This is a genomic window from uncultured Corynebacterium sp. (assembly GCF_947253065.1).
Lineage (GTDB): Bacteria > Actinomycetota > Actinomycetes > Mycobacteriales > Mycobacteriaceae > Corynebacterium.
Genome location: NZ_CAMXWS010000001.1, coordinates 1 through 22,503 on the forward strand (window position 1 = coordinate 1; position 22,503 = coordinate 22,503).

22 protein-coding genes and 1 tRNA gene are annotated in these 22,503 nt (G+C 59.1%); 18 read left to right on the forward strand and 5 right to left on the reverse strand.

Going from position 1 to position 22,503, the window contains the following annotated elements; all coding sequences use genetic code 11:
* Positions 1-150: 150 nt before the first annotated feature.
* A tRNA-Leu gene (locus Q0X21_RS00005) sits at positions 151-236 on the reverse strand.
* Between the two features lie 106 nt (positions 237-342).
* Here Q0X21_RS00005 and Q0X21_RS00010 point away from each other — a divergent pair.
* On the forward strand, positions 343-870 hold the full coding sequence (locus Q0X21_RS00010) for a YbhB/YbcL family Raf kinase inhibitor-like protein (protein WP_297849644.1): 528 nt from the start codon (positions 343-345) through the stop codon (positions 868-870).
* On the opposite strand, the gene Q0X21_RS00015 is transcribed toward Q0X21_RS00010, so the two are convergent.
* Together Q0X21_RS00015 and Q0X21_RS00020 are read right to left on the reverse strand one after the other, a co-directional pair.
* Positions 867-1,943, reverse strand: coding sequence for a quinone-dependent dihydroorotate dehydrogenase (locus Q0X21_RS00015; RefSeq protein ID WP_297849645.1), 1,077 nt, complete (start codon positions 1,941-1,943; stop codon positions 867-869). The two genes, Q0X21_RS00010 and Q0X21_RS00015, sit on opposite strands and share 4 nt — an antisense overlap.
* A 19-nt stretch (positions 1,944-1,962) precedes the next feature.
* Complete coding sequence (locus tag Q0X21_RS00020) at positions 1,963-2,943, reverse strand: hypothetical protein (RefSeq protein ID WP_297849646.1); 981 nt, start codon at positions 2,941-2,943, stop codon at positions 1,963-1,965.
* 105 nt (positions 2,944-3,048) lie between these two features.
* On the opposite strand from Q0X21_RS00020, the gene Q0X21_RS00025 reads away from it, so the two are divergent.
* The 10 genes from Q0X21_RS00025 to Q0X21_RS00070 all read left to right on the forward strand — a co-directional run bounded on the left by Q0X21_RS00025 (position 3,049) and on the right by Q0X21_RS00070 (position 13,400).
* A complete protein-coding gene (locus tag Q0X21_RS00025; RefSeq protein WP_297849789.1) occupies positions 3,049-3,879 on the forward strand; it encodes an undecaprenyl-diphosphate phosphatase in 831 nt (276 codons plus the stop codon).
* Between the two features lie 90 nt (positions 3,880-3,969).
* A complete protein-coding gene (locus Q0X21_RS00030) occupies positions 3,970-5,040 on the forward strand; it encodes an HNH endonuclease signature motif containing protein (RefSeq protein ID WP_297849647.1) in 1,071 nt (356 codons plus the stop codon).
* 108 nt (positions 5,041-5,148) lie between these two features.
* Positions 5,149-6,372, forward strand: coding sequence for a cysteine--1-D-myo-inosityl 2-amino-2-deoxy-alpha-D-glucopyranoside ligase (mshC, locus tag Q0X21_RS00035; protein WP_297849648.1), 1,224 nt, complete (start codon positions 5,149-5,151; stop codon positions 6,370-6,372).
* Positions 6,373-6,393: 21 nt separating this feature from the next.
* Positions 6,394-6,774, forward strand: coding sequence for a hypothetical protein (locus Q0X21_RS00040; RefSeq protein WP_297849649.1), 381 nt, complete (start codon positions 6,394-6,396; stop codon positions 6,772-6,774).
* Positions 6,767-7,471: an HAD family phosphatase gene (locus tag Q0X21_RS00045; RefSeq protein ID WP_297849650.1), complete on the forward strand. Its 705-nt coding sequence runs from the start codon at positions 6,767-6,769 to the stop codon at positions 7,469-7,471. Before Q0X21_RS00040 ends, Q0X21_RS00045 begins: the two co-directional genes overlap by 8 nt.
* Before the next feature lie 188 nt (positions 7,472-7,659).
* Positions 7,660-7,923: a phosphoribosyl-ATP diphosphatase gene (locus Q0X21_RS00050; protein WP_297849651.1), complete on the forward strand. Its 264-nt coding sequence runs from the start codon at positions 7,660-7,662 to the stop codon at positions 7,921-7,923.
* 18 nt (positions 7,924-7,941) lie between these two features.
* Positions 7,942-8,787, forward strand: coding sequence for an ATP phosphoribosyltransferase (gene hisG, locus Q0X21_RS00055; RefSeq protein WP_297849652.1), 846 nt, complete (start codon positions 7,942-7,944; stop codon positions 8,785-8,787).
* 20 nt (positions 8,788-8,807) lie between these two features.
* Positions 8,808-10,226, forward strand: coding sequence for an aspartate ammonia-lyase (aspA, locus tag Q0X21_RS00060; protein WP_297849653.1), 1,419 nt, complete (start codon positions 8,808-8,810; stop codon positions 10,224-10,226).
* Positions 10,227-10,388: 162 nt separating this feature from the next.
* A complete protein-coding gene (locus tag Q0X21_RS00065) occupies positions 10,389-11,699 on the forward strand; it encodes an anaerobic C4-dicarboxylate transporter (protein WP_297849654.1) in 1,311 nt (436 codons plus the stop codon).
* A gap of 36 nt (positions 11,700-11,735) precedes the next feature.
* A complete protein-coding gene (locus tag Q0X21_RS00070) occupies positions 11,736-13,400 on the forward strand; it encodes a formate--tetrahydrofolate ligase (protein WP_297849655.1) in 1,665 nt (554 codons plus the stop codon).
* Here Q0X21_RS00070 and Q0X21_RS00075 read toward each other — a convergent pair.
* Positions 13,397-14,212 carry a RecB family exonuclease gene (locus Q0X21_RS00075; protein ID WP_297849656.1) on the reverse strand — a complete coding sequence of 272 codons (816 nt, stop codon included), beginning with the start codon at positions 14,210-14,212 and terminating at the stop codon, positions 13,397-13,399. The two genes, Q0X21_RS00070 and Q0X21_RS00075, sit on opposite strands and share 4 nt — an antisense overlap.
* Positions 14,213-14,239: 27 nt before the next feature.
* Here Q0X21_RS00075 and Q0X21_RS00080 point away from each other — a divergent pair, with 27 nt between their 5' ends.
* The 4 genes from Q0X21_RS00080 to Q0X21_RS00095 all read left to right on the forward strand — a co-directional run bounded on the left by Q0X21_RS00080 (position 14,240) and on the right by Q0X21_RS00095 (position 18,355).
* A complete protein-coding gene (locus tag Q0X21_RS00080) occupies positions 14,240-15,457 on the forward strand; it encodes a M18 family aminopeptidase (RefSeq protein ID WP_297849657.1) in 1,218 nt (405 codons plus the stop codon).
* A gap of 39 nt (positions 15,458-15,496) precedes the next feature.
* Entirely contained in the window at positions 15,497-16,330 is an 834-nt protein-coding gene (locus Q0X21_RS00085; protein ID WP_297849658.1) for a tRNA (adenine-N1)-methyltransferase, read from the forward strand.
* A gap of 11 nt (positions 16,331-16,341) precedes the next feature.
* Complete coding sequence (gene arc / locus Q0X21_RS00090; RefSeq protein WP_297849659.1) at positions 16,342-17,856, forward strand: proteasome ATPase; 1,515 nt, start codon at positions 16,342-16,344, stop codon at positions 17,854-17,856.
* A gap of 157 nt (positions 17,857-18,013) precedes the next feature.
* The gene (locus Q0X21_RS00095; protein WP_297849660.1) at positions 18,014-18,355 is read left to right on the forward strand and encodes a hypothetical protein; all 342 of its coding nucleotides are present in this window, start codon (positions 18,014-18,016) and stop codon (positions 18,353-18,355) included.
* Between the two features lies 1 nt (position 18,356).
* Here Q0X21_RS00095 and Q0X21_RS00100 read toward each other — a convergent pair whose 3' ends face one another.
* Positions 18,357-19,739 carry a PLP-dependent aminotransferase family protein gene (locus tag Q0X21_RS00100; RefSeq protein WP_297849661.1) on the reverse strand — a complete coding sequence of 461 codons (1,383 nt, stop codon included), beginning with the start codon at positions 19,737-19,739 and terminating at the stop codon, positions 18,357-18,359.
* Positions 19,740-19,811: 72 nt separating this feature from the next.
* Here Q0X21_RS00100 and pdxS point away from each other — a divergent pair, with 72 nt between their 5' ends.
* The 3 genes from pdxS to Q0X21_RS00115 are packed head-to-tail and all read left to right on the forward strand — an operon-like array spanning position 19,812 to position 22,459.
* On the forward strand, positions 19,812-20,702 hold the full coding sequence (gene pdxS / locus Q0X21_RS00105; RefSeq protein WP_297849662.1) for a pyridoxal 5'-phosphate synthase lyase subunit PdxS: 891 nt from the start codon (positions 19,812-19,814) through the stop codon (positions 20,700-20,702).
* Positions 20,703-20,761: 59 nt separating this feature from the next.
* Positions 20,762-22,261 (forward strand): depupylase/deamidase Dop, encoded by a 1,500-nt coding sequence (dop, locus tag Q0X21_RS00110; protein ID WP_297849663.1) that lies wholly within the window; start codon positions 20,762-20,764, stop codon positions 22,259-22,261.
* 9 nt (positions 22,262-22,270) lie between these two features.
* A complete protein-coding gene (locus tag Q0X21_RS00115) occupies positions 22,271-22,459 on the forward strand; it encodes a ubiquitin-like protein Pup (RefSeq protein ID WP_297849664.1) in 189 nt (62 codons plus the stop codon).
* The last annotated feature ends 44 nt before the right edge of the window (positions 22,460-22,503 follow it).

Here is a 22,503-nt window from a genome sequence, read left to right on the forward strand (position 1 = left end):
TCTTTGCTGGTTTCGTGTACATAGTGAAGAATTTTGATCTTCAGCCACCAAAGTCCAGCAGCGGGCTGGGCGGCCCTAGAATGGGGTCCGACTTCTCTTAACTGCAATGCAAAACACCCCTCCGACCTGCGTCGAAAGGGTGTTGTTTTGTGCCCGAGGGGGGACTTGAACCCCCACGTCCGTTAATAGGACACTAGCACCTCAAGCTAGCGCGTCTGCCATTCCGCCACCCGGGCTTTGGGTGTTTCAGCCTTGCGGCTGGGCACTCGTAGAACTATAGGACGAAGCGCACCGCTCCGGCAAATCGCCACGTCAAACGATAGATCACGGTACAAAGGAAACATGACTGTTTCGTATGTATCCGACCGTTTCCCCGGCCCAGACCCGTACGCACCGCTGGTCAGCGTCCCAGCATTTCCCGTCACCTCCACCGACCTGGTCGATGGGGACAAGCTTCCTGACGCACAGACTGGAGACACAGGCATCTCCCCGCAGCTCGCCTGGTCTGATCTGCCGGAAGGTACCAAGAGCATTGCCATCACCTGCTTCGACCCCGACGCACCAACAGCCTCAGGCTTCTGGCACTGGGCAGCGTTCAATATTCCTGTTGACGTGACGGAACTGCCCACGGATGCAGGCTCCAAGGACGGTCTTGGCGTCGGCGCTGTTGTCCTCACCGGAGATTCCGGCGTGCAGGGCTACTACGGCTCAAACCCGCCCGCAGGACACGGCCCGCACCGTTACCTCTTCGCGGTGCACGCAGTAGACACGGAGCTCCCAGCAGAGATCGCTAACCCGACCCAGCTTGGGTTCAACCTGAACTTCCATTCTCTGGGTCGCGCGATCATTTGGGGTTGGGACGAGAACTAATTTTTCCAGCCCAGTCCACTGCCCACGGCTTCGCTGATCGAGCTCAGGCCGTGGGCTTCGACCTGCTTCGCCAACCCGCGGTGGATACGACGGATCCAGCCGAGTCCGCCGTAAATGAACGGCGTGTAGCCCTGTAGCAGGCTCGCGCCAGCGGCGATGCGTTCCCACGCCTGCTCCGGCGTCGAAATACCGCCGACACTAACCAAGACAAGTTTGCCGCCCACACGCGCGTTCAGTTGCTTGAGCACTTCCAAAGATCGCTTCTCGACGGGCGCCCCCGAGATTCCTCCCGCACCCATCTCTTCCACTTCAGTGCGATCCGTGGCTAGGCCTTCGCGACTGATCGTGGTGTTCGTGGCCACGATCCCGTCGAGTCCAAGTTCCACGGCGAGGTCTGCGACGGCATCGATGTCCTCGTCGCTGAGGTCCGGTGCAATCTTGACCAGCACCGGTGTATCAGTCGACTCCTTGACGGCCGTCAGGATCGGACGCAACTCCTCAATGGCCTGAAGGTCACGCAAGCCGGGCGTATTAGGGGAGGAGACATTCACCACCAGGTAATCTGCCAGCGGGCCCAGAAGACTTGCTCCGGTGCGGTAATCACGCACCGCATCATCCGAGGTCTTGTTCTTACCGATGTTGATGCCCACCACATCATTCGACTTACGGCGCTCCAGATTCTTCGCCACCGTCAAAGCTCCGTCATTATTGAAACCCATCCGGTTCAAAATCGCCTTGTCGGCAGGCAGGCGGTACAGACGTGGCGCCGGATTTCCTGGTTGCGGTCGGGGAGTGACCGTGCCCAACTCGGCATAACCGAAACCGAGCGCACCCCAAGCATCGATCGCCGTCGCATTCTTATCAAAGCCTGCTGCCAGTCCCAGTGGTGCAGGGAAACGCACGCCAAAAAGGTTTTGCTCGAGACGCTTGTCATGAACGCGCACGACCTTTTCCATCGCACGATTAGCAGGTGCAACGGAGCTCAACAACCCGACAGCACCGCTGATGATGCCGTGAATACGCTCCGGCGGGAGCAAGAACATGACCTTCAGGAGTGCGTCGTATGCGCGCATGAGACTGACTTCCAATCCTTTAATTTTCTGGAGTGACGATGTGCAGGCCGGCACCGGAGGCGGAACCGATGAGAAGTGTGCCGTCGTCAAGCGACACCATGTTTTGTGCGTCCGCAACTGTGCTTACCTTGCGCTGCTCGCGCGGCACGCCCTTCGAAATATCGTAAGCGGTAGCCGTATTGGCCTCTGTCGATGTGATCCATGCGAACTTGTGCGCCGGATCCCACGCGACCGCCCACGGGGTGGCGTCCGTGGGAACCGTCTGGTGCAGACGCACGACCTCACCCGTCGTGTACACCAACAGCTGGTCACCCGTCGCGTCAGATGCGAGCACCAAACCGTCCTCGCCGAATGCCGCCTGGCCGACGCCAAGCCCCACGCGCAAGGTGCCGCCCTGGCGACTTTTCGCCAGCTGGATGTCCTGAATCGTCGTATCAAATCGGTTCAGACGCACCACCGTGTCCTGTTGTGCAAGGACGAAATCCGATGGACGTGCGACCGTGATGCCGTCAGTCTTCGTCCCATCGGCGTCGTACACCCAGACCTTTGGCTCGTCGACAGAACCGGCGATGACCGCGCCGTTGGGAAGCGCTGCTGCAACCGTGACCGGATCCTCAGGCGTGAACGAATTCTTCTCTGTGCCCTTGAAAACGCGTACCTCGCCATCGCACACCGTCACGAACGCACCGACATTTGCCGTGACATCCCCGCACGACTCCGGGAGCTCGTGCGATGTCCCTGAGCCGTCCTTGATTTCCTCCAACGAGCCAATTTGCAGCTTGCCATCAGCACGAATACCGATGGTGCCGTCCGTGACCTCAATATCTTCGACAGCCGGGAAATCCAACACCTCGCCATTCAACTCACCAGTCGGGGGCGACTGCGCCGGCTCCGCATTGCCCATATCCGGCACCTCCTGCGGCACTCCCGGCGGCTGCGAACACCCAGCAAGAAGCAATGTTGAACCGGCAAGAACAGTCAAAAAACGGCGAAGTTTCACAGCGCTTACCTTATCAAGACCCAGCAGTTTCACCGCGTCGCGCTACGGCCACCGTGCGTGGGAGCTGTAGTGTGTCCCTCTGTGATCGCAGCAAACCCAGAAACCATGTCATGGCTCCAGGTGATCGTCCTATCCATCGTCCAGGGCCTCACTGAATTTCTGCCTGTGTCCTCCTCCGGACACCTGCGCATCGTCTCCCAGCTGTTCTGGGGCCAAGACGCCGGCGCGAGCTTCACCGCCGTGATCCAACTCGGCACAGAGCTCGCTGTCCTCGTATTCTTCGCTAAAGAGATCTGGCAGATTCTCTCCGGCTGGTTCCGCGGCCTAGTCAACAAAGAGGCGCGTGGCTTCGATTACCGCATGGGCTGGATGGTCATTGTCGGCACCATCCCGGTTGCTGTGCTCGGTTTGCTGCTCAAGGACCTGATCCGTGAGAATTTCCGCAACCTTTGGATCACCGCTGCAGTGCTCATCCTGTTCTCTTTCGTGTTCATCTTCGCTGAGCGTTTCGGCAATAAAACCCGTGGCTACGAAGAACTGACCATGAAAGACGCCCTTGTCATGGGCCTGTGGCAGTGCCTTGCGCTCATCCCGGGCGTATCCCGCTCTGGCGGCACCATCTCCGGTGGCCTTTTCCTCGGTCTTGACCGCGAAGTCGCCACTCGCTTCAGCTTCCTGCTCGCCATTCCGGCAGTTCTCGCTTCAGGGCTCTTTTCGCTTCCCGACGCCTTCGCTCCCCAAGCCGGCCAATCCGCCACCGGTGCCCAGTTACTCGTGGGCTCGATCGTCGCGTTCGCCCTTGGCTATGCCTCGATCGCCTGGCTTCTGAAGTTCGTCTCTAATAACTCCTTTGCCTGGTTCGCTGCATACCGCATCCCGCTGGGCATCATCGTGATGATTCTGCTCGCCACCGGGGTGATGAGCGCCGCTGGATAATTTCGGACCCCTGTGGATAACTTCGGTTTGTCCACAGGGGTTTTGTTGTGCGCTTTTCTTGGGGGCCCTCGTCGGTTTAGGTTTTGGGGCATGACACCTTTTACCGCGATGTTGGCCCCGCTTGGTGGGCCGCTTGATGCCCTGGCGCATTTTGACCGCCAGGAAGCCATCGATGCTGGCATCGATCCGGTCGCGGTAGACAAATGGGCCGAGCTTCACACGGTGTATTTCGGTGCGACGCGTGCGACGCGTAAGCAAGCCCAAGCTCTTCGTATTGCGCGTTCGACGTCGAAGTCGTTGGATCAGCTGGTGTTTATTGAGCAGCAGGTCAAAAAGGCCAAGGATCCGTGGAAGACGCGTTTGGCCCTGTTGTCGGTGGAGGGGAACTACGCGACGTTGAAGCGTCGCGCAAAAGACATCGTCGAAGTCCCCGAGAAGCCTGCCCCGAAGACGTCGGTGCGGTTTACTAAATCGCGTAAAGGCAAGCGGTCGTTTACTGCTACGGGTTCTGAGCGTGATATCGCTGCCCTGGAACACGCCCTGCGCCAGAACCTGGATGCCACCCGGCCTGAGGGTCCGCAGATGTATGAGGCGTTTGCCCGCCTGTTGCGTTCTGGTGGTGGGGTGGCCTCTGCGGTGCCACGGCCGTTGGTGGTCGTCCCTCTGGCAGATCATATTTCGATCCTCGGTGGCCGCGGCGATGAAACGATTCTTGGGTTGTCGGATGGCACCACCATGACGGGGGCGGAATACCTTGCCCAGCTTCATGGTGCTGAGCTTGAGGTGGCGTTGTTCCACCCGGCGGAAGGTGCGGTGAACCTGTACCGCACGCAGCGTTTTGCCAACAGCAAGCAAAGAGACCTAGCCCGGGCAACAATGACGACGTGTCCGGTGCCGGGGTGCCGGCATGCTGCGGATCATTGCGAGATCCACCACATCACTGCCTGGGTGCATGGTGGTGAGACGAATATGGCCAATTTGGCGCCGGTGTGTAGGTATCACAACCGCACTAATGATGATGACCCATGGCGCACACACCGCGGGCGCATACGAAGACGACGCGGCAGCCCGATCTGGGTTTCACCACGAGGAAAACCGGTGCCGAATACCACCCACCGGTACGGAGCCATGCACCTACTGTTCGGAGAAGGTGGCGCATAGCACCCACGGCCACGTTGTCATGCCGTAAACCAGCAGCAGGAGGGCGTTCGACCTGCCCTTATTACGTCTGTGCATGCTTGTCTCATCGTGAGCTGTAGGGTGGGCTGCATGCATTCTTGGCCTACTCCTGCGGTTCCGTCGGTTGCTGGTACTCCTGTGCCGCTCGCGTTGTATGACACGGCGGATGGGGGTGTAAGGGTCGTCGATACGCGTGGTGATGAAGTCGGCCTTTATGTTTGCGGCATCACCCCGTACGACTCGACTCACCTTGGTCACGCGGCGACGTATCTCACTTTCGACCTTGTATACCGCCAACTGCTGGCCAACGGGCACAAGGTTCACTATGTGCAGAACATTACGGATGTCGACGACCCGCTCTTTGAGCGTGCTGAGCGTGACGGAGTGGACTGGCGCGAGCTCGGCACCAGCCAGATCGACCTGTTTCGCAGCGACATGGAGATTCTCTCGGTCATCCCGCCGCGCGACTACATCGGCGCGATGGAAGCCATCGACGAAGTCATCGAGATGGTGCAAACGCTGCTGGATAAGGGCATCGCATATACGCTTATCGACGACACCTCCGGCGCCACCGACATCTACGCCCCCATCACCGCGACCGAGCAGTTCGGCTACGAGTCGAACCTGGACCGCGAAGCAATGGAAAAATTCTTCGCTGAACGTGGCGGCGATCCCGACCGCGCAGGCAAACGCGACCCACTCGACGCCCTTTTGTGGCGGGGCCACAGGGAAGGGGAGCCGGCGTGGGATTCTCCCTTCGGTGCAGGTCGTCCTGGCTGGCATATTGAGTGCTCTGCGATTGCGACGAACCGCCTCGGGACCACGTTTGCAATCCAGGGCGGCGGAAGCGACCTGGCTTTCCCGCACCACGAATTCTCCGCGGCGCACGCTGAGGCGACGTACGACATCGACCGCATGGCCGGCCACTACGTACATACGGGCATGATTGCTCTCGACGGCGTGAAGATGTCCAAGTCGCTGGGCAACCTTGTCTTTGTTCACAAGCTCTCCGAAGAGGGACACGAACCCTCCGCGATCCGCCTTGCAGTTTTTGCGGGTCATTACCGCCAGGACCGCGACTTCTCGTACGAGGTCCTCAAGGAAGCAGAAACTCGTTTGTCTACCTGGCGCGAGGCGCTCAAGCAAGAGGTGAGTGAAGGGGAGGCGACGGGGGTCGTCGATAAGCTGCGTGCAGCGCTTGCCGACGATCTCGACACCGTTTCCGCCCTCAACATCGTCGACGAAGCCACCGGCGACCACAACGGAATCATTGCTGATGCGCTCGACGGCTTACTTGGCGTGCAGCTCCGCTGAACTTGGGGAATGATAGCGGGCATGACCATTCGCGCTCAGTTCCAATCCGACGTCGACGAATTCATCGATGACCTGACCACCTTCGCCACCGGCTCCTACCTTCAAGAAAGCGACAAGGAGCTGTGGGAGGAACCTTTCGACCCGGCAGTGCTGCCTGATCTGAAAAAGCTGATCGAAATGTACCTCGACGCGCTGGATCTCCTCGGCGATGATCCGGATGGGCCGAAGCTGCTCTCGGTTGTAGAGCCGTTTTTCAATAACCTCAACGAGTTCAACGCCAAGCATGCTGACGCGGTGCTTGAACCGGAAGAAAAGGCTGACCTGCAGGATCTTGCGTACCGCACGGCCGCTGCGACCGGCGCGGACGATGACGCTTTGAACTCGCTTCCTGAGCTTGACTAGGCCAGCAGCACCCAGCGCTGTTTTCTGGGACATGGACGGCACCATGGTGGACACGGAGCCACTGTGGGGGATTGCGACGTATGAGCTGTCGGAACGTCTTGGTCGACGACTCAGCGCCGAGAAGCGTGAGGAGACAGTCGGCGGCAGCTTCGCCAACACGTTGCGCGTGTGCGCGGATTGGGCGGGCATTTCGCTTGACGACGCCGCCTACACCTCCCACCGCCAATGGATGTACCGCCGCATGGCGCAACTGTTAGAGGGCTCTCTCGAGCCGAACCCGGGTATCCGGGAAGTCTTGTCTTCACTGAAGGCGGCTGGTGTTCCCATGTTCGTGACCACGAACACCGAGCGTGAATTGGCTGACCGCTGCATCGACGCGGTCGGTAGGGACTTCTTCACCGGCTCGGTGACAGGCGATGAGGTGGAACACCCTAAGCCAGCTCCAGACATGTACCTCAAAGCTGCTGCATTGGTGGGTAAAGACCCCACCGAATGCTTGGTGTTCGAGGACTCGTGGGCCGGTATGTCTGCTGCCGCTGCAGCCGGATGTGTCGTTCTCGGCCTCGTCGGGGTCGACCCAGTAACAGGACCGAAAGCTCCGGTTCCTGCAGGCGTCACGCCCTTCGATGCCGGTCACTTTATCGGAGCTACGGCAGAAGACGTCGCTGCCTGGTTCCACGACGCAGCCACCGTCTAGACGCAGCCACCGTCTAGACGCAGTTTGGCGCCGACACCAACACCCGCTTGTCTCAGCAGTTCACTTCAACCTTTTGTGCAGGTCGCCAGAGCTGCACGCTAGGTTTTCAGCGGCTGGGTCGAAGGTTTGTTCATTTCGCTTGGTATGGCATGGATCACGGAAAGAACTTCTAGGTTAAAGTGATCTGCGTGAAGAATTTCGACGATCTTTTTGCTGAATTGACTACGAAGGCTGCCGAACGACCGGAGGGGTCGGGAACGGTGGAGGCGCTTGATAAGGGCGCGCACTTCATTGGCAAGAAGATCATCGAGGAAGCTGGCGAGGTGTGGATCGCTTCCGAGTATCAGTCGGACGCTGAGCTCGCTGAGGAAATGAGCCAGCTGATGTATTGGACCCAGGTGATGATGCTTCACCGTGGTCTGACCCCTGACGATATTTACAAGTACCTCTAGAGGAGCACCCACTTCACCATGATCAAGATTGCTGTGCCCAATAAGGGCTCTTTGTCTGAGGCCGCCACGGGAATTCTGAAGGAGGCTGGCTACAAGGGGCGCGGTGTGAGCAAGGCTCTGAACATCGTCGATGAGGCGAATGATGTGGAGTTCTTCTTCCTGCGCCCGAAGGACATCGCTATCTATGTTGCGGCCGGCCACCTTGATCTCGGTATCACGGGGCGTGATCTTGCGCTGGATTCCCGTGCAGACGTGGAGGAGGTGCTCGAGCTTGGCTTTGGTGGCTCGACGTTCCGTTTCGCAGCACCTGCGGGGCAGAATTGGTCGATTGAGGATCTTGAGGGCAAGCGCTTAGCGACGAGTTACCCCCACCTCGCCGAAGATTACCTCTCTGCGCGTGGCATCAACGCGGAAGTGATTCGTTTGGACGGGGCAGTGGAGATCTCCATCAAATTGGGGGTAGCGGACGCTATTGCTGATGTGGTCTCCACGGGGGCGACCCTTCGCCAGCAGGGTTTGGAGCCTTTCGGGGAGCCGATTGTGGCGAGTGAGGCGGTCGTCGTGAAGCAAAAAGGCCGTGACCTGTCTGAAAACGACGAGGTGCTGTTGTCGCGTATTCGCGGGATCTTGACGGCGCACAATTTCGTGATGCTCGACTACAACATTTCGCGCGATAATTTGGATGCGGCGGTGTCGGTGACCCCTGGTTTGACGGGGCCGACTGTTTCCCCACTTCAGCGTGATAATTGGGTGGCGGTTCGTGCGATGGTTCCGCGGAAAGAAGCGAATCTGTTGATGGACCGTCTCGCTGCCACTGGCGCCGAGGCGATCCTTGCGACGGAGCTACAGATCGCGCGAATCTAACATTCTCTACACTGGAGCCCATGGGTTACAGAACAGAAGAAGACCTGCTGGGCACCGTTGAGGTTCCTAACGATAAGTACTACGGCGTGCACACGATGCGCGCTATCGACAACTTCCAGATTTCTTCGGCAAAGATCCAGGACTACCCGGATTTTGTCCGTGGCATGGTCATGGTGAAAAAGGCTGCCGCGATGGCGAACCGTCGCCTGCACACATTGCCGAAGGAGAAGGCTGACGCGATCATCGCTGCGTGCGACAAGATCATCGACGAAGGTCGCTGCATGGATCAGTTCCCGACGGATGCCTACCAGGGTGGTGCGGGCACCTCGGTGAACATGAACACCAATGAGGTTGTGGCGAACCTTGCCTTGGAGATCCTGGGCGAGGAGAAGGGCAACTACGACGTCATCAACCCGAATGATGACGTGAACATGTCCCAGTCCACGAACGATGCGTACCCGACCGGTTTCCGCCTTGGTCTGTACCACTCGATGCAGACCCTGATTGCTGAGTTCGATGAGCTGCAGCGTGCGTTCCGTGCAAAGGGCGATGAGTTCGCTGACATCCTCAAGATGGGTCGCACCCAGCTGCAGGATGCTGTACCGATGACGCTGGGCCAGGAGTTCACTGCTTTCGGTGCGAATCTTGCTGAGGAGCAGGACAAGCTTCAGCAGGCTGCTGCTGATCTGCTCGAGGTCAACTTGGGCGCTACTGCGATCGGCACTGGCGTGAACACCCCGGGTGGATACCGTGACCAGGTTATCGCAGCGCTCCGTGAGGTCACCAGTCTGCCGATTTCCACGTCTCCTGACCTGATTGAGGCAACCTCCGACACCGGTAGCTATGTCATGGCGCACTCGGCACTTAAGCGTGCGGCCATGAAGCTGTCCAAGACCTGTAACGATCTGCGTTTGCTCTCCTCGGGTCCGCGCGCGGGTCTGAATGAGATCAACCTGCCGGAACGTCAGGCTGGTTCGTCGATCATGCCGGCAAAGGTCAACCCGGTGATCCCGGAAGTGGTCAACCAGGTTTGCTTCAAGGTCTTCGGCAATGATGTCACCGTCTCCATGGCGGCTGAGGCAGGTCAGCTGCAGCTGAACGTGATGGAGCCGGTCATCGCGCGCAGCCTGTTCGGCTCGATTGAGCTGCTGCGCAACGCGGCGAAGACGCTGCGTGAGAAGTGCGTCGTGGGCATCACCGCCAACGAGGATGTGTGCCAGAGCTACGTGGACAACTCGATCGGCATCATTACCTACCTGAACCCGTTCATTGGTCACCACAATGGTGATTTGATCGGCAAGGAGGCTGCCGCAACGGGCAAGGGTGTGCGTGAGCTTGTGCTGGAGAAGGAGCTTCTCGACGAAGACACGCTCGACCAGATCCTCTCCAAGGAAAACCTCATGCACCCGGAGTTCCGTGGAAAGCTCTACCTCGACTAGTTCCGCCCAGCAGCTTTAAATAGCTCAAAGCTGTTATTCCGGACACAAAAACGCATTAATCCGCCCAGCCGTCTTGGTAGGGCGGATTAATGCGTTTCATACTGGATAACGATGTGGTCGCCAGACCGCGGCGGCCCGGGACACAACTGAAAGGTTCCCTCGATGTTGCTCGTTATTCAGCTCATCATTTTGTTCGGCGCGATCGTTCTCGGTGCGCGCTACGGTTCTATCGCGATCGGTTTCGCAGGCGGTTTGGGTGTCCTCTTGCTGGGCGTCACCGGTATGACGGTGTCAGCGGAGGACATTCCTTTTGATGTTATTGGCATCATCATGTGTGTCATCGCTGCTATTTCGGCGATGCAGCTTGCTGGCGGTATGGATTATCTCGTCTATTTGGCCGAGAAATTCCTGCGCCGGGATCCGAAGCGAATCACTCTCTACGCTCCGATCGTGACCTGGTTGATGACGGTGCTCGCAGGTACCGGTCACACCGCATTTTCGACGCTGCCAGTGATTGTCGAGGTGGCGAAGGAAGGCAAGGTTCGGCCGTCACGTCCGTTGTCTGTCGCCGTGATTGCCTCTCAGATGGCTATTGTGGCTTCGCCGATCTCTGCAGCCGTCGTGTTCATGGCTAGCATTCTTGAGCCACTTGGCGTTGGCTACCTCCAGCTTCTCGGAGTGATGCTCCCTGCGACCTTCCTGGCTATTTTCCCGACGGCCTGGATCGCGAACCGCATGGGCAAGGATCTCGTGGATGATCCGATCTACCAGAAGCGACTTGCGGACGGTTTGGTGCGCCCGCCGGCGTCGGAAAGCGGGTATGCGCCGACCAAGGCAGCGAAGGCGTCGGTAAGCATTTTCTTGATCGCGATCGTGGTGGTCATGTTCTACGCGACGCTGATCTCTGAGCAGGTCGGTTTGATCACGGATCCGTCGATCCCGCGTAACGAGGCGATCATGGCGATCATGCTTGCTGCTGCCACCATCATCGTCATCGTGACCAAGATTTCCGCCGCTGAAATCCTGGGCACGCAGGTCTTCCGTTCGGGCATGTCGGCAACCGTGTGTGTGCTGGGTGTCGCATGGTTGGGCACGACGTTCATTAACCACTACATCGAAGACATTCAGAAGATTTCCGGTGACATTCTGCACGCACAGCCGTGGCTGCTCGCTGTGGTGCTGTTCGTTGCGGCGTCGCTGCTGTACTCGCAGGCAGCGACGGCGAAGGCGCTTATGCCTGCGGCTCTTGCGATCGGCGTCAGCCCGCTTACTGCGGTGGCTGCTTTTCCTGCGGTATCTGCGCTGTTCGTCCTGCCGACGTACCCGACGCTGCTTGCCGCTGTGGAGATGGACGATACGGGGTCGACCCGCATTGGCAAGTATGTTTTCGATCACCCATTCATCGTCCCTGGTGTCATTTGCATCGTGATTTCGGTGTTGCTCGGCTACGGCTTCGGCGCAGTCCTCATCTAGGGGAGTTCGGCACCAGTCTGGCCTAGGCTGGGGTGTATGACGCAACCGAAGACTGACGTAGAAATCGCGCAAGCACACACTCTCGAACCGATTGGGGACATCGCGGCTAAAGCTGGGGTGCCTGATGACGCTTTGATCCCGTACGGCCGCTCGATGGCCAAGGTGGATGTGTCGCAGCTTGAGGGCCAACCGGAGGGCAAACTCGTGCTCGTTACTGGCGTTTCTCCGACGCCAGCGGGCGAGGGGAAGTCGACGGTGTTGATCGGGTTGACTGATGCGCTGGCAAGGCTCGGTCATTCGGCTGCGGTGGCGCTGCGCGAGCCGTCGCTCGGCCCTGTCATGGGTATCAAAGGCGGTGCCGCTGGTGGTGGCTATTCGCAGGTGGTGCCGATGGAGAATATCAATCTGCACTTCACCGGCGATTTCCATGCGATTACCAGTGCGAATAATACGCTCGCGGCCATCGTCGACAACCACATTCAGCATGGCAACGAATTGCGTATCGACGCCCGCCGCATCACCTGGCAGCGCTGTCTCGACGTCAACGACCGTTCGCTGCGCAACGTCGTCACCGGACTTGGCGGACCGGGCAGTGGCTCGCCCGCTGAGACTGGCTTCACCATCACCGCCGCCAGCGAGATCATGGCAATTCTCGGCCTGGCCACAGATCTTGAGGATCTGAAGGCCCGTCTTGCACGCATCACCGTCGGCTTGACCTATGACAAGGAGCCGGTCACCGCTGGCGATCTGAAGGCTGAAGGCGCAATGGCCGCGCTGCTTAAGGATGCGATCAACCCGAACCTGGTGCAGACACTCGGTGGGACACCTGCATTCATTCACGGCGGGCCTTTCGCGAATATCGCTCACGGCTGCAACACACTCGTGGCCACTCAGACTGCGCGCAAATGCGCCGATATCGTCCTGACTGAGGCTGGCTTTGGCTCTGATCTGGGCGCTGAGAAGTTCTTCGATATCAAGGCTCGTTACGGTGAACTTGATGTCGCCGGCGCAGTGATCGTTGCGACGATTCGTTCCCTCAAATACAACGGCGGTGTGCCGAAGCAAAAGCTAACCGACGAGAACATCGACGCCCTCAAGTCCGGCGTGGTCAACCTCGAGCGTCACGTGGAGAATATCCGGAAGTTCGGTGTTGAGCCGGTAGTCGCACTCAACCTGTTCACCTCAGATACAGAAGCTGAACGCGAATTCATGCGCACATGGGCCACCGATTTCGGTGTTGCTCTCGAGGAAGCAGATGTCTGGGCCAAGGGTGGCGAGGGAGCGACAGAGCTCGCGGAGACACTCGTCGGCAAGCTTGTTTCGGGATCCTCGAAGCAGCTCTACGACCCGGCGGAGGGCACTGAGGCGTCCATCGAAACCGTCGCTCGTGAGATCTACCGTGCGGACGACGTGCAGTACTCCGCTGCGGCCTTGCGCGACCTGCAGATGCTTAAGGACAATGGTTGGGACACGCTGCCGGTGTGTATCTCGAAGACGCAGTACTCCTTCTCGGATGATCCGACTGCTCTCGGCGCCCCGGAAGGCCACACCCTGCACGTGCAGCGTTTGTTGCCGCGTACGGGTGCAGGATTCGTCGTTGTGCTTACCGGCGATGTGATGACCATGCCGGGTCTGCCGAAGGTGCCTGCGGCCAACAACATCGACGTTGCTGCCGACGGCACGGTCAGCGGTCTGTTCTAAGACTCCGCTGGATCCGCTGTCGACCCTGGCCAACCGGGGTACGGCGGCGGCGTGCCGTCAAAAGCGGGGCAAAGCTCCTGGAATGCGCACCAATTGCACAGCTTGGATGTCTTCGGGCGGAAGTTTCCAGAACGGCCGTCTGCTTCGATTTTCTCCCACAGATCGCCGAGGTCGCGTTCGAAGTATTCGAGTTCCTCCCGCGAGGGGCTAAGGAACATGGAGTCCATGACCTTCAGGTACATCAGGCGCAGTTGGTGCGGGATGGTGCCAAACAGACGCCAGTACACCAGCGCGTAGAAACGCATCTGAAACTGTGCCTCGGCGGAATAGCGGGGCAGTGGTTTCTTGCCGGTCTTATAGTCCACGACACGGATTTCTCCGGTGGGGGCAATGTCGACTCGGTCGATGAACCCGCGGACGGGAACTCCGTTGGGCAGGACAGTATCCACGTACATTTCCTGTTCGTGAGAGTCGAAGCCGAGCGGGTTTTCCATGTGGAAGTAGCCGCGGAGGAGATCGCGGGCGTCGACAAGCAGTTGGTGCTCGTCGGTGATGGGATCGGCGGCGGTGGGGTCGTCGTCGATTAGCTTTGCCCAGGCTGGCTTGAGCCGCTTGACCGCGGCGGGGAAGGTGCGCTGATCGCGTGGCCACGCGTGCATTTCTTCTAGCACCGCGTGGACGAGAGTTCCTTTGACTTGCGCCTCTGTTTTTGGTTCCGGGATGCGGTCGATCGCGCGGAGACGGTATTTCAGCGGGCATTGCTGGTAGTCGTTGGCGCGGGAGGGGGAGAGGGCTAGTGGTCGTGGTGTCATATCGGTCTACATCCTAGAGTAGGGCTCATGCAGATCAGCGATTTCGCAGACTTCCTGGCGGCGAGTCCGAGCGCGTTCCACGCGGCGGAGAATGTGCGCGATGAGCTCGTCGCAGCGGGATTCAGTGAGGACACAGGGACGCAGCCGGGCGGCCATGTGATGGTGCAAGGTGGCGCGGTCATTGCGTGGTGGGTACCGGAGGACCCGCGGCCCGCGTTGCGCATCATTGGTTCCCACACGGATTCACCTGGGTTGATGCTCAAGCCGGACCCTGATGTTGTGCGCGAGGGGTTCCGCCAGCTTGCCGTTGAAGTGTACGGCGGGCCGATCTTGAGCTCCTGGTTCGATCGCGAGTTACGGTTCGCAGGACGCGTCGCGCTTATCGACGGCACCACCCACACCGTTTCCACCCCTCCCATCGCCCGGGTTCCGCATTTGGCGATTCACCTTTACCGGGGTGATATGCCGGAGATCGACCGGCAGGTGCACATGCAACCCGTCATGGGAGTTGACCGGCCGGTCATGGAGATCGTGGCGGCACAGCTGAGGGCAGATGGTGTCGATGTGAAGGCAGAAGACATCGTCGCCCACGAGCTCATCTCTTCTGACGCGCAGCGCCCGGAGGTTCTCGGTGACACCCTGGCTGCTGGACGGATGGATAATTTGAGCAGTGTCCATGCATCGCTGCGTGCGATGTTGGCTGCAGCCCAGGCGGGACAGACGCGGGACGTGCTGGTTCTGGCAGCATTCAACCACGAAGAGGTCGGCTCCGCGTCGACGACTGGTGCTGGCGGCCCGCTGCTCGAGCGCGTCCTGGCGAAGCTCGCCGACGCGATCGGTGATCCCGTTGAGGTGTACGCGAATTCTCTGCTCGTCTCGGCTGACGCAGCGCACGCCGTGCATCCGAACTACCCGGGAAAGCATGATCCGACGCACCGCCCGCTGATGAACCGCGGCCCTGTGCTGAAGATCAATGCGAACCAGCGTTACGCCTCAGATGCTGTGACCGAGGCTGCGTGGATCCGCGCCTGCCGTGCTGCTGATGTGCCGGTGCAGACTTTTGTGGGGCACAACGCGGTGCCATGTGGCTCGACCATCGGGCCGATTTCAGCGACGCGTCTGGGCATCCCAACGGTCGATGTGGGGGTGCCGCTTTTGTCCATGCACTCCGCGCGCGAGCTCGTCGGTATCCAGGACCAACTATGGTTCACCGACGCTCTTACGGCATACTTTTCTGGTTCTTAAAACCACCACGCGCCTGTCCGATTCTTTTAAAGGAGACCGATGTATTCCGGACCGTTCCAACCTGGCGATAAAGTCCAGCTGACTGATGCGAAGCGTCGTCATTTCACCATCGAGCTCACACCCGGTGGGCAGTTCCACTCGCACAAGGGAATCGTGAGCCACGACGACATCATCGGTGCAGACGAAGGAACGGTAGCGAAGTCGACGCTTGGGGCAGACTTCCTTTGCTTCCGTCATTTGCTCGTCGACCATGTCTTGTCGATGCCGCGTGGCGCCGCCGTGATTTACCCGAAGGACGCAGGTCAGATCCTGGTTGAGGGCGATATTTTCATGGGTGCTCGTGTCCTTGAGGCTGGTGCTGGTTCAGGCGCGTTGACCATGTCGCTTCTCCGCGCAGTTGGTCCGCAAGGGCATGTCTTCTCTTACGAGATTCGTGATGACCACCTTGCGTATGCCCGAGATAATGTGGCGGATTATTTCGGCGGTGAGCCGGAGTGGTGGACTCCGAAGCTCGGAGACTTCGGTGAAATCACTACCGAGGAGCTCGGTGGGCCGGTCGATCGAGTGATCTTGGACATGGTGGAGCCATGGCACTTCATCGACACCGTGAAGGACGTGCTCATTCCGGGCGGCGTGTTCATGACCTACGTGGCTACGGTGCCGCAACTGATGAATATCGTGGAAACGATCCGCGAGGCCAAGTGCTTCACCGAACCCCGTTCCTGGGAGACCTTGCTGCGTGAATGGAAGGTCGAAGGGTTGGCGACGCGGCCGGAGCACCGGATGAATGCGCACACTGCCTTTTTGGTGTGGACACGCCGGCTTGCTGATGGGGTGACCCCGCCGCGGCCGCAGCGGAGGGCTCGTCGATAAGCTGGGTTGGTATGACCCGCCCACAAAGCAGTACCGATGGAATCTCTCTTTCTGAGCTGAAAGCTCAAAACCGTGCTCTTTCTGCACGGAATAAGCAATTGGCGGAATTGCTGAAGTCTTCGCGCGATAAGCTGCAGGACCTCAATGCCCAGGTGGAAGCACTTGGCGAGCCTGCGTCGACGTACGGTATCTACCTTGCTCCTGCGCGCCGTGGCACCGAGGCTGAGGTGTTTACGTCGGGCCGCAGAATGCGTCTGCATGTTTCGCCCGCGGTGGAACCGGGAACACTCACTCCGGGTGGTTTGGTGCGCCTTGGCGAAGGTTCAGTTGTCGTCGAGGCCTGCGGGTATTCAAAGACGGGCCACCTCGTCACGCTGTCGGAGCGCATTGGGCACGACCGTGCGATTGTGGCGGATATGCAAGGCACTGAGCAGGTCGTCCACCTGACGCAGGCTCTGCAGGAAAAAGCTCGCGCAGGCGATACGCTGCTCATCGACCCGAAGGCTGGCTACGCATTCGAGCGGATCCCGAAGACGGAGGTCAACCAGCTTTCGCTCGAGGAGATCCCCGACGTCACGTACGACGATATCGGTGGTCTGCGCACACAGATTGAGACCATCCGTGACTCGGTGGAGCTCCCGTTCACACACCCGGATCTGTACAAGACGTATGACTTGAAACCACCGAAAGGTGTACTGCTGTATGGCCCGCCGGGCTGTGGCAAGACACTGATTGCCAAGGCGGTTGCGAATTCGCTCTCCGCTCGCATCGGTGATGGTGGGAAGGCACACTTCCTCAACGTCAAGGGTCCGGAGCTGTTGAATAAGTTCGTGGGCGAGACGGAGCGTCGCATTCGATTGATTTTCGAGCGTGCGCGGGAGCTCGCCGGCGAAGGTCGCCCAGTGATCATCTTCTTCGATGAGATGGAGTCGATCTTCCGTACTCGCGGTTCGGGTGTTTCCTCAGACATGGAGACTACGGTTGTTCCGCAGTTGCTCACGGAGATCGACGGTGTAGAGGACATCGCCAATGTCATCGTGATCGGCGCGACGAACCGTGAGGAGCTCATTGATCCGGCGATTCTTCGTCCGGGACGTCTGGACATCAAGATCCGCATCGATCGACCGAACCGTGAGGAGGCACGGGAGATCTTCGCGCGATACCTCACCGAGGGCGTCCCGCATGAGGAAAGCACTGAGGAGCTTATCGACGCGGCCGTCGACAAGCTTTTTGCCCCTCGTCCCTTTGTAAAACTGACGCTGGTGGATGGCAGTGAGGAGACCTTGCACTATGCAGACTTTGTCTCGGGCGCGATGATCGCGAATATCGTCGATCGTGCCAAGAAGCTAGCGATCAAGGACCAGATCGATGGTGTCGGAAAGGGGGTATCGGCCGATCATCTGCGTCTGGCTGTTCGTGCAGAGCAGGATGAAAGCGAGGACATGCCGAATGTGTCCAACCCGGATGAGTGGGCGCGGATAACTGGCCGTACCGGCAAGCGTGTCGTCGCAGCTGAAGTGCTATAGCAGGGGATTGCCAGGCTTTTGTTATCAAAACTTTAAGTCGATTTGGTTCACAAAAGTACCTCGTAACCGTATCGTGACAAAACAAGTTCGCAAGACCAATTGCGGATGGATACAGTCCAACGAACTGGGCACCCCGCCCGGAATAAAGGAGAACCACATGAAGGCCACCAAACTTACGACTGGAATCGTCGCAGGTCTGCTGACCGCATCCCTCGCTGTCGCGCCGCAGGCAACCGCTGAGACCACCGACAATGGCGGCTCCAGCGACAACACCAACATCAGCGAGGCACTGGGCAAGCTCTCCTCCAAGGATGGCGAGGGCGATGCTAACAACGGTGAGGGTTCCAGCAACGCTGGCGATGGCAAGGGCTCCAGCCTCGATGACAAGCAGAAGAAGATCCTCGGTGGCGTTCTGGGCGGCATCGCTGGTCTGGCACTGCTCGCAGCTCTCTTCAACGTTGTAAAGAGCGGCAAGCTGCCGGTCAACATCCCCCTCTAATTCATAGTTCGGAGTCGAAAACTTTCAGGACCCGGTTGAAATCGGGTTCGGTGAGGTGAGCGAAGCTAAGAATGAGGCCGTCGTCGCGCCCTGTCCACAGGGTGTCGAGGCGGCCGATTTCTATGCCATGAGCCGCTAGCTCATTTGCAAAAGCATCGCGCGCCTTTGGCGTGTTGAAGGTGACGGCCAGGTCCGCTCCGTTGGCCTCCGCCATTTCAGTGACCACAGCACCACGCTGGGATAAACGGGGGATGATCTCAGAGGCGATGATTTCTCGGCGACGGGCCAGGCGGTTATGCACAGCTTTTGTATTCCTGCGTACATGTCCATTTCGGAGGAGATGAGCGATTGCGAGCTGCGTGACGGCAGAAACGGGCATGCCCAGAATCTTGCGTGTGTTCGAGATTTCTGTAGCGAGCTGACCAGAAGTGGCAACGTACCCGGCCGCCACAGCCCTGTTCAAAAGTGTCGAAAACGTACCGAGGGTGATCACGTTCGCCTCGCCGCCTAGTGATCCGAGCGGGGGCACGGGGGATGTGCGGTAGCGAAGTTCCGCATTGAAATCGTCCTCGATGAGCGCTGTTTTTGTCCGTGTGGCCCATGCCAGCAGCTCATTGCGCCTGCCAGCAGGCATGGATGCGCCAAGTGGGTATTGGAAAGATGGGGTCACCAGGAGGGCGTCTAGGTCGTCTGGAAGCGTGTGAATGGACACGCCATCCTCATTAACTGGGCACGGTACGAGAACGTGTCCGGTCATGTCGATGACATTACGCAGCCCTGGGTGTCCTGGATCTTCGATACCGACACGTAGCTTTTTGCCACGCCCAAGAGCCATGAGAACCAGTTGGAGGCCCTCGCGGGTGCCACCTGTGATGACGATATTTCCCGAACTCACTTTCATGCCTCGCCCCATCCGCAAGTGCTCTGCGATCTCGTGGCGAAGAAACTGTTGGCCGGTCGGTTCGGTGACAAGGTGAGGGTCGGCGGCAGCTTCCCGCCAAGCGTGACGCCATGCGGCGGGACGGATGGCGCCGGCGTGGCCTGAGGAAGGCTTCAGGGAAATTATCTGCTTGCGGCGGCGAGGGTTGCTGGTGGAAAGAGATTCCGGTGTGTCTGTTTCTTTCGCGCCACTGGTTGGCACTGTGAGCGCCGGGTTGACGCAGGTCGGGGCGCCTTGGGTGGCTACTAAATATCCTTCACTGACCAATTGGTTGTATGCGGTGACGATCGTGCCGCGGGAGATCCCTGCCTGCCGTGCGAGTTCACGGGTTGACGGGACTTCGTCCCCGGGACGCAGCTCGCCGTTTGAGATCGCGGTGCGGATTGAGGCGGCGACTTGGGTGGTAAGCGGGATGGGGAGGGAGCGGGAGACGTCGATAAGCAAGGCAACTGGTCCAAAGAAATAGTGATCTGCTGGCTCTTGGAATCTACCAGTTGGAGGTGCAGGCTTGTGCCTATGACTTTTTCAACTCAACTGGATAAGACGGAACTGACGGAGACGTTCAAGGGTGGTGTGATCATGGATGTGGTCACTCCTGAGCAGGCGAAGATCGCGGCGGATGCGGGCGCTGTCGCTGTGATGGCTCTGGAGCGCGTGCCGGCTGATATTCGTGCACAGGGTGGCGTTGCTCGTATGTCGGATCCGGACCTGATCGAGGGCATCCTTGGGGCTGTCGAAATTCCGGTGATGGCGAAAGCGCGCATTGGTCACACTGTGGAGGCACAGATCCTGCAGCACCTGGGCGTGCACTACGTCGATGAGTCGGAGGTGCTCAGCCCGGCGGACTACGTCAATCACATCGACAAGCGTTCCTTCGATGTCCCATTCGTGTGCGGAGCGACCAACTTGGGCGAAGCGCTGCGCCGCATCAATGAGGGTGCCGCGATGATCCGCTCTAAGGGTGAGGCTGGCACGGGCGATGTCTCTGAGGCGACGAAGCATCTGCGCACAATCACTGCGGAAATCGCTGGTCTGCAGGCCTTGTGGAATGGCAACCGTGATGAGCTTTTCGTGGCAGCGAAGAACCTGCAGGCCCCGTACGACCTGGTCGCATGGGTGGCAGAGCATGGCCGTCTCCCGGTTCCGCTCTTCGTTGCTGGTGGTGTGGCCACCCCGGCGGATGCTGCGCTGATGATGCAGCTGGGTGCGGATGGTGTGTTCGTCGGTTCCGGCATCTTCAAGTCCGGCAAACCTGCTGAGCGCGCCGCTGCTGTGGTGAAGGCGACGAAGAACTACGACGACATCGCTGCCGTCGCGGAAGCTTCCCGCGGCCTCGGCGAAGCGATGGTGGGCATCAACGTTGCTGATCTGCCTGCACCGCACCGCTTGGCAGAGCGCGGCTGGTAGTCGGACGAGAGCGCTGCCATCTACCAGGGTGCGCAGCGCTGCCCGATAAGGTTGAACCCATGACGCGTTTCATGGGCACTGAGACTGAATACGGGATTACTACTCCGGATGATCTTTCGTTGAGTCCGATCGTGAGCTCGACGCATGCTGTTGTGGCGTATGCGGCAATGCATACGGCAGCTCGTGCACGCTGGGATTATCAGGATGAGCACCCGCTGAAGGATTCGCGCGGTTTTGATTTAAAGCGCTACCAGACGGTTCCGATTGTCGCGCCGAATGCTGTGGGTGTGGCGAATGTGGTGACGGCGAACGGCGCGCGTTTCTATGTGGACCATGCGCACCCCGAGTACTCGTCACCGGAAGTCGCTGATGCGTATAGCGCGATGGTCTATGACGCAGCGGGGGATTTGGTGCTGCGTCAGGCAGCGGAGCGTGTTGCGCAGCTGTATGACGAGGGCGTGTCTGTTCTACAGGGCCATGAGCCGTGCCCACCGTTGAAGATCTACAAGAACAATGTCGATGGCAAGGGCGCATCGTACGGTTCGCACGAGAACTATCAGTACTCGCGCGAGACACCATTTGAGGATATTGCGGCGGGGTTGATTCCGTTCTTCGTCACACGTCAGATTTTCGCTGGCGCAGGTCGCGTGGGCATCGGAGAAGAAGGCGAGCGGGACGGTTTCCAGCTTTCACAGCGGGCGGATTATTTCTTCCAGGAGGTCTCCCTTGAGACGACGCTGAACCGCGGGATCATCAATACGCGTGATGAGCCGCACGCGGATGCGACACAATTCGGGCGCCTGCACGTCATCATCGGTGATGCGAACATGTCGCATTACGCGAATTTCCTCAAGCTCGGCACGACGAAACTTGTGCTCGATGCGATTGAAAAAGGCGTGGATTTCAGCGACCTGCGCCTCAAAGAGCCGGTTGAGGAGCTCAAGAACGTCTCGCGTGATCTTTCGCTTAACCACGAGCTTTCGCTTATCGACGGCTCCACCTGCACCCCCATCGCCCTCCAACGGGAGTATCTGAGGCTAGTGAGTGCGAAGGGAGATGTGGATAAGCGTGTTGTTGAACTCTGGCGCGAGATCCTCGACGACCTAGAACGCGATCCGTTGAGTACTGCGGACCGTTTGGACTGGGCGGCGAAGTATGCGCTGATCAAGGGGTATGTGGATCGTGGTCTGTCGTGGAGTAACGCGAAGCTGAAGGCGGTGGATCTGCAGTATGCCGATATTGATCCGGCGAAGTCGCTGTACCACGCGCTTGTTCGTGCTGGCCGGATGAAGACGTTGGCTACGGATGAGGAGATCGTGGCTGCTGCTGCGTATCCGCCGGAGAATTCACGTGCGTATTTCCGTGGCCGCGTTGCTGCGGAATTCGGTGAGCATGTGATCGCGTCGAGTTGGCAGTCGATTCAATTCGATACGGCGGAAGGCGCACGGACCGTCCCGCTCAATGCTGTTGATGGTTTCACCCGCGCTGATGTGGGTGAGTTGCTTGATAATGCGACGACGCCGGATGAGCTCGTCGCTGCGCTCGTTGATGGAAAGTAGGGTGGAGGTATGGCTCAAGATCAGATCAATATTTCTGGCGGCGGTGGCGACGACTCCGATTCCGGTGACGCCCAGAACGCTGGCCAGGTGAATGTGAATACCACTGGCACGGACGACTTGCTCGATGAGATCGATTCCTTGCTGGACACCAATGCTGAGGAATTCGTTCGTTCTTACGTGCAAAAGGGTGGCCAATAGTGGCAGATCACGCCGCTGAAACATCTACTGCTGAAACACCTACT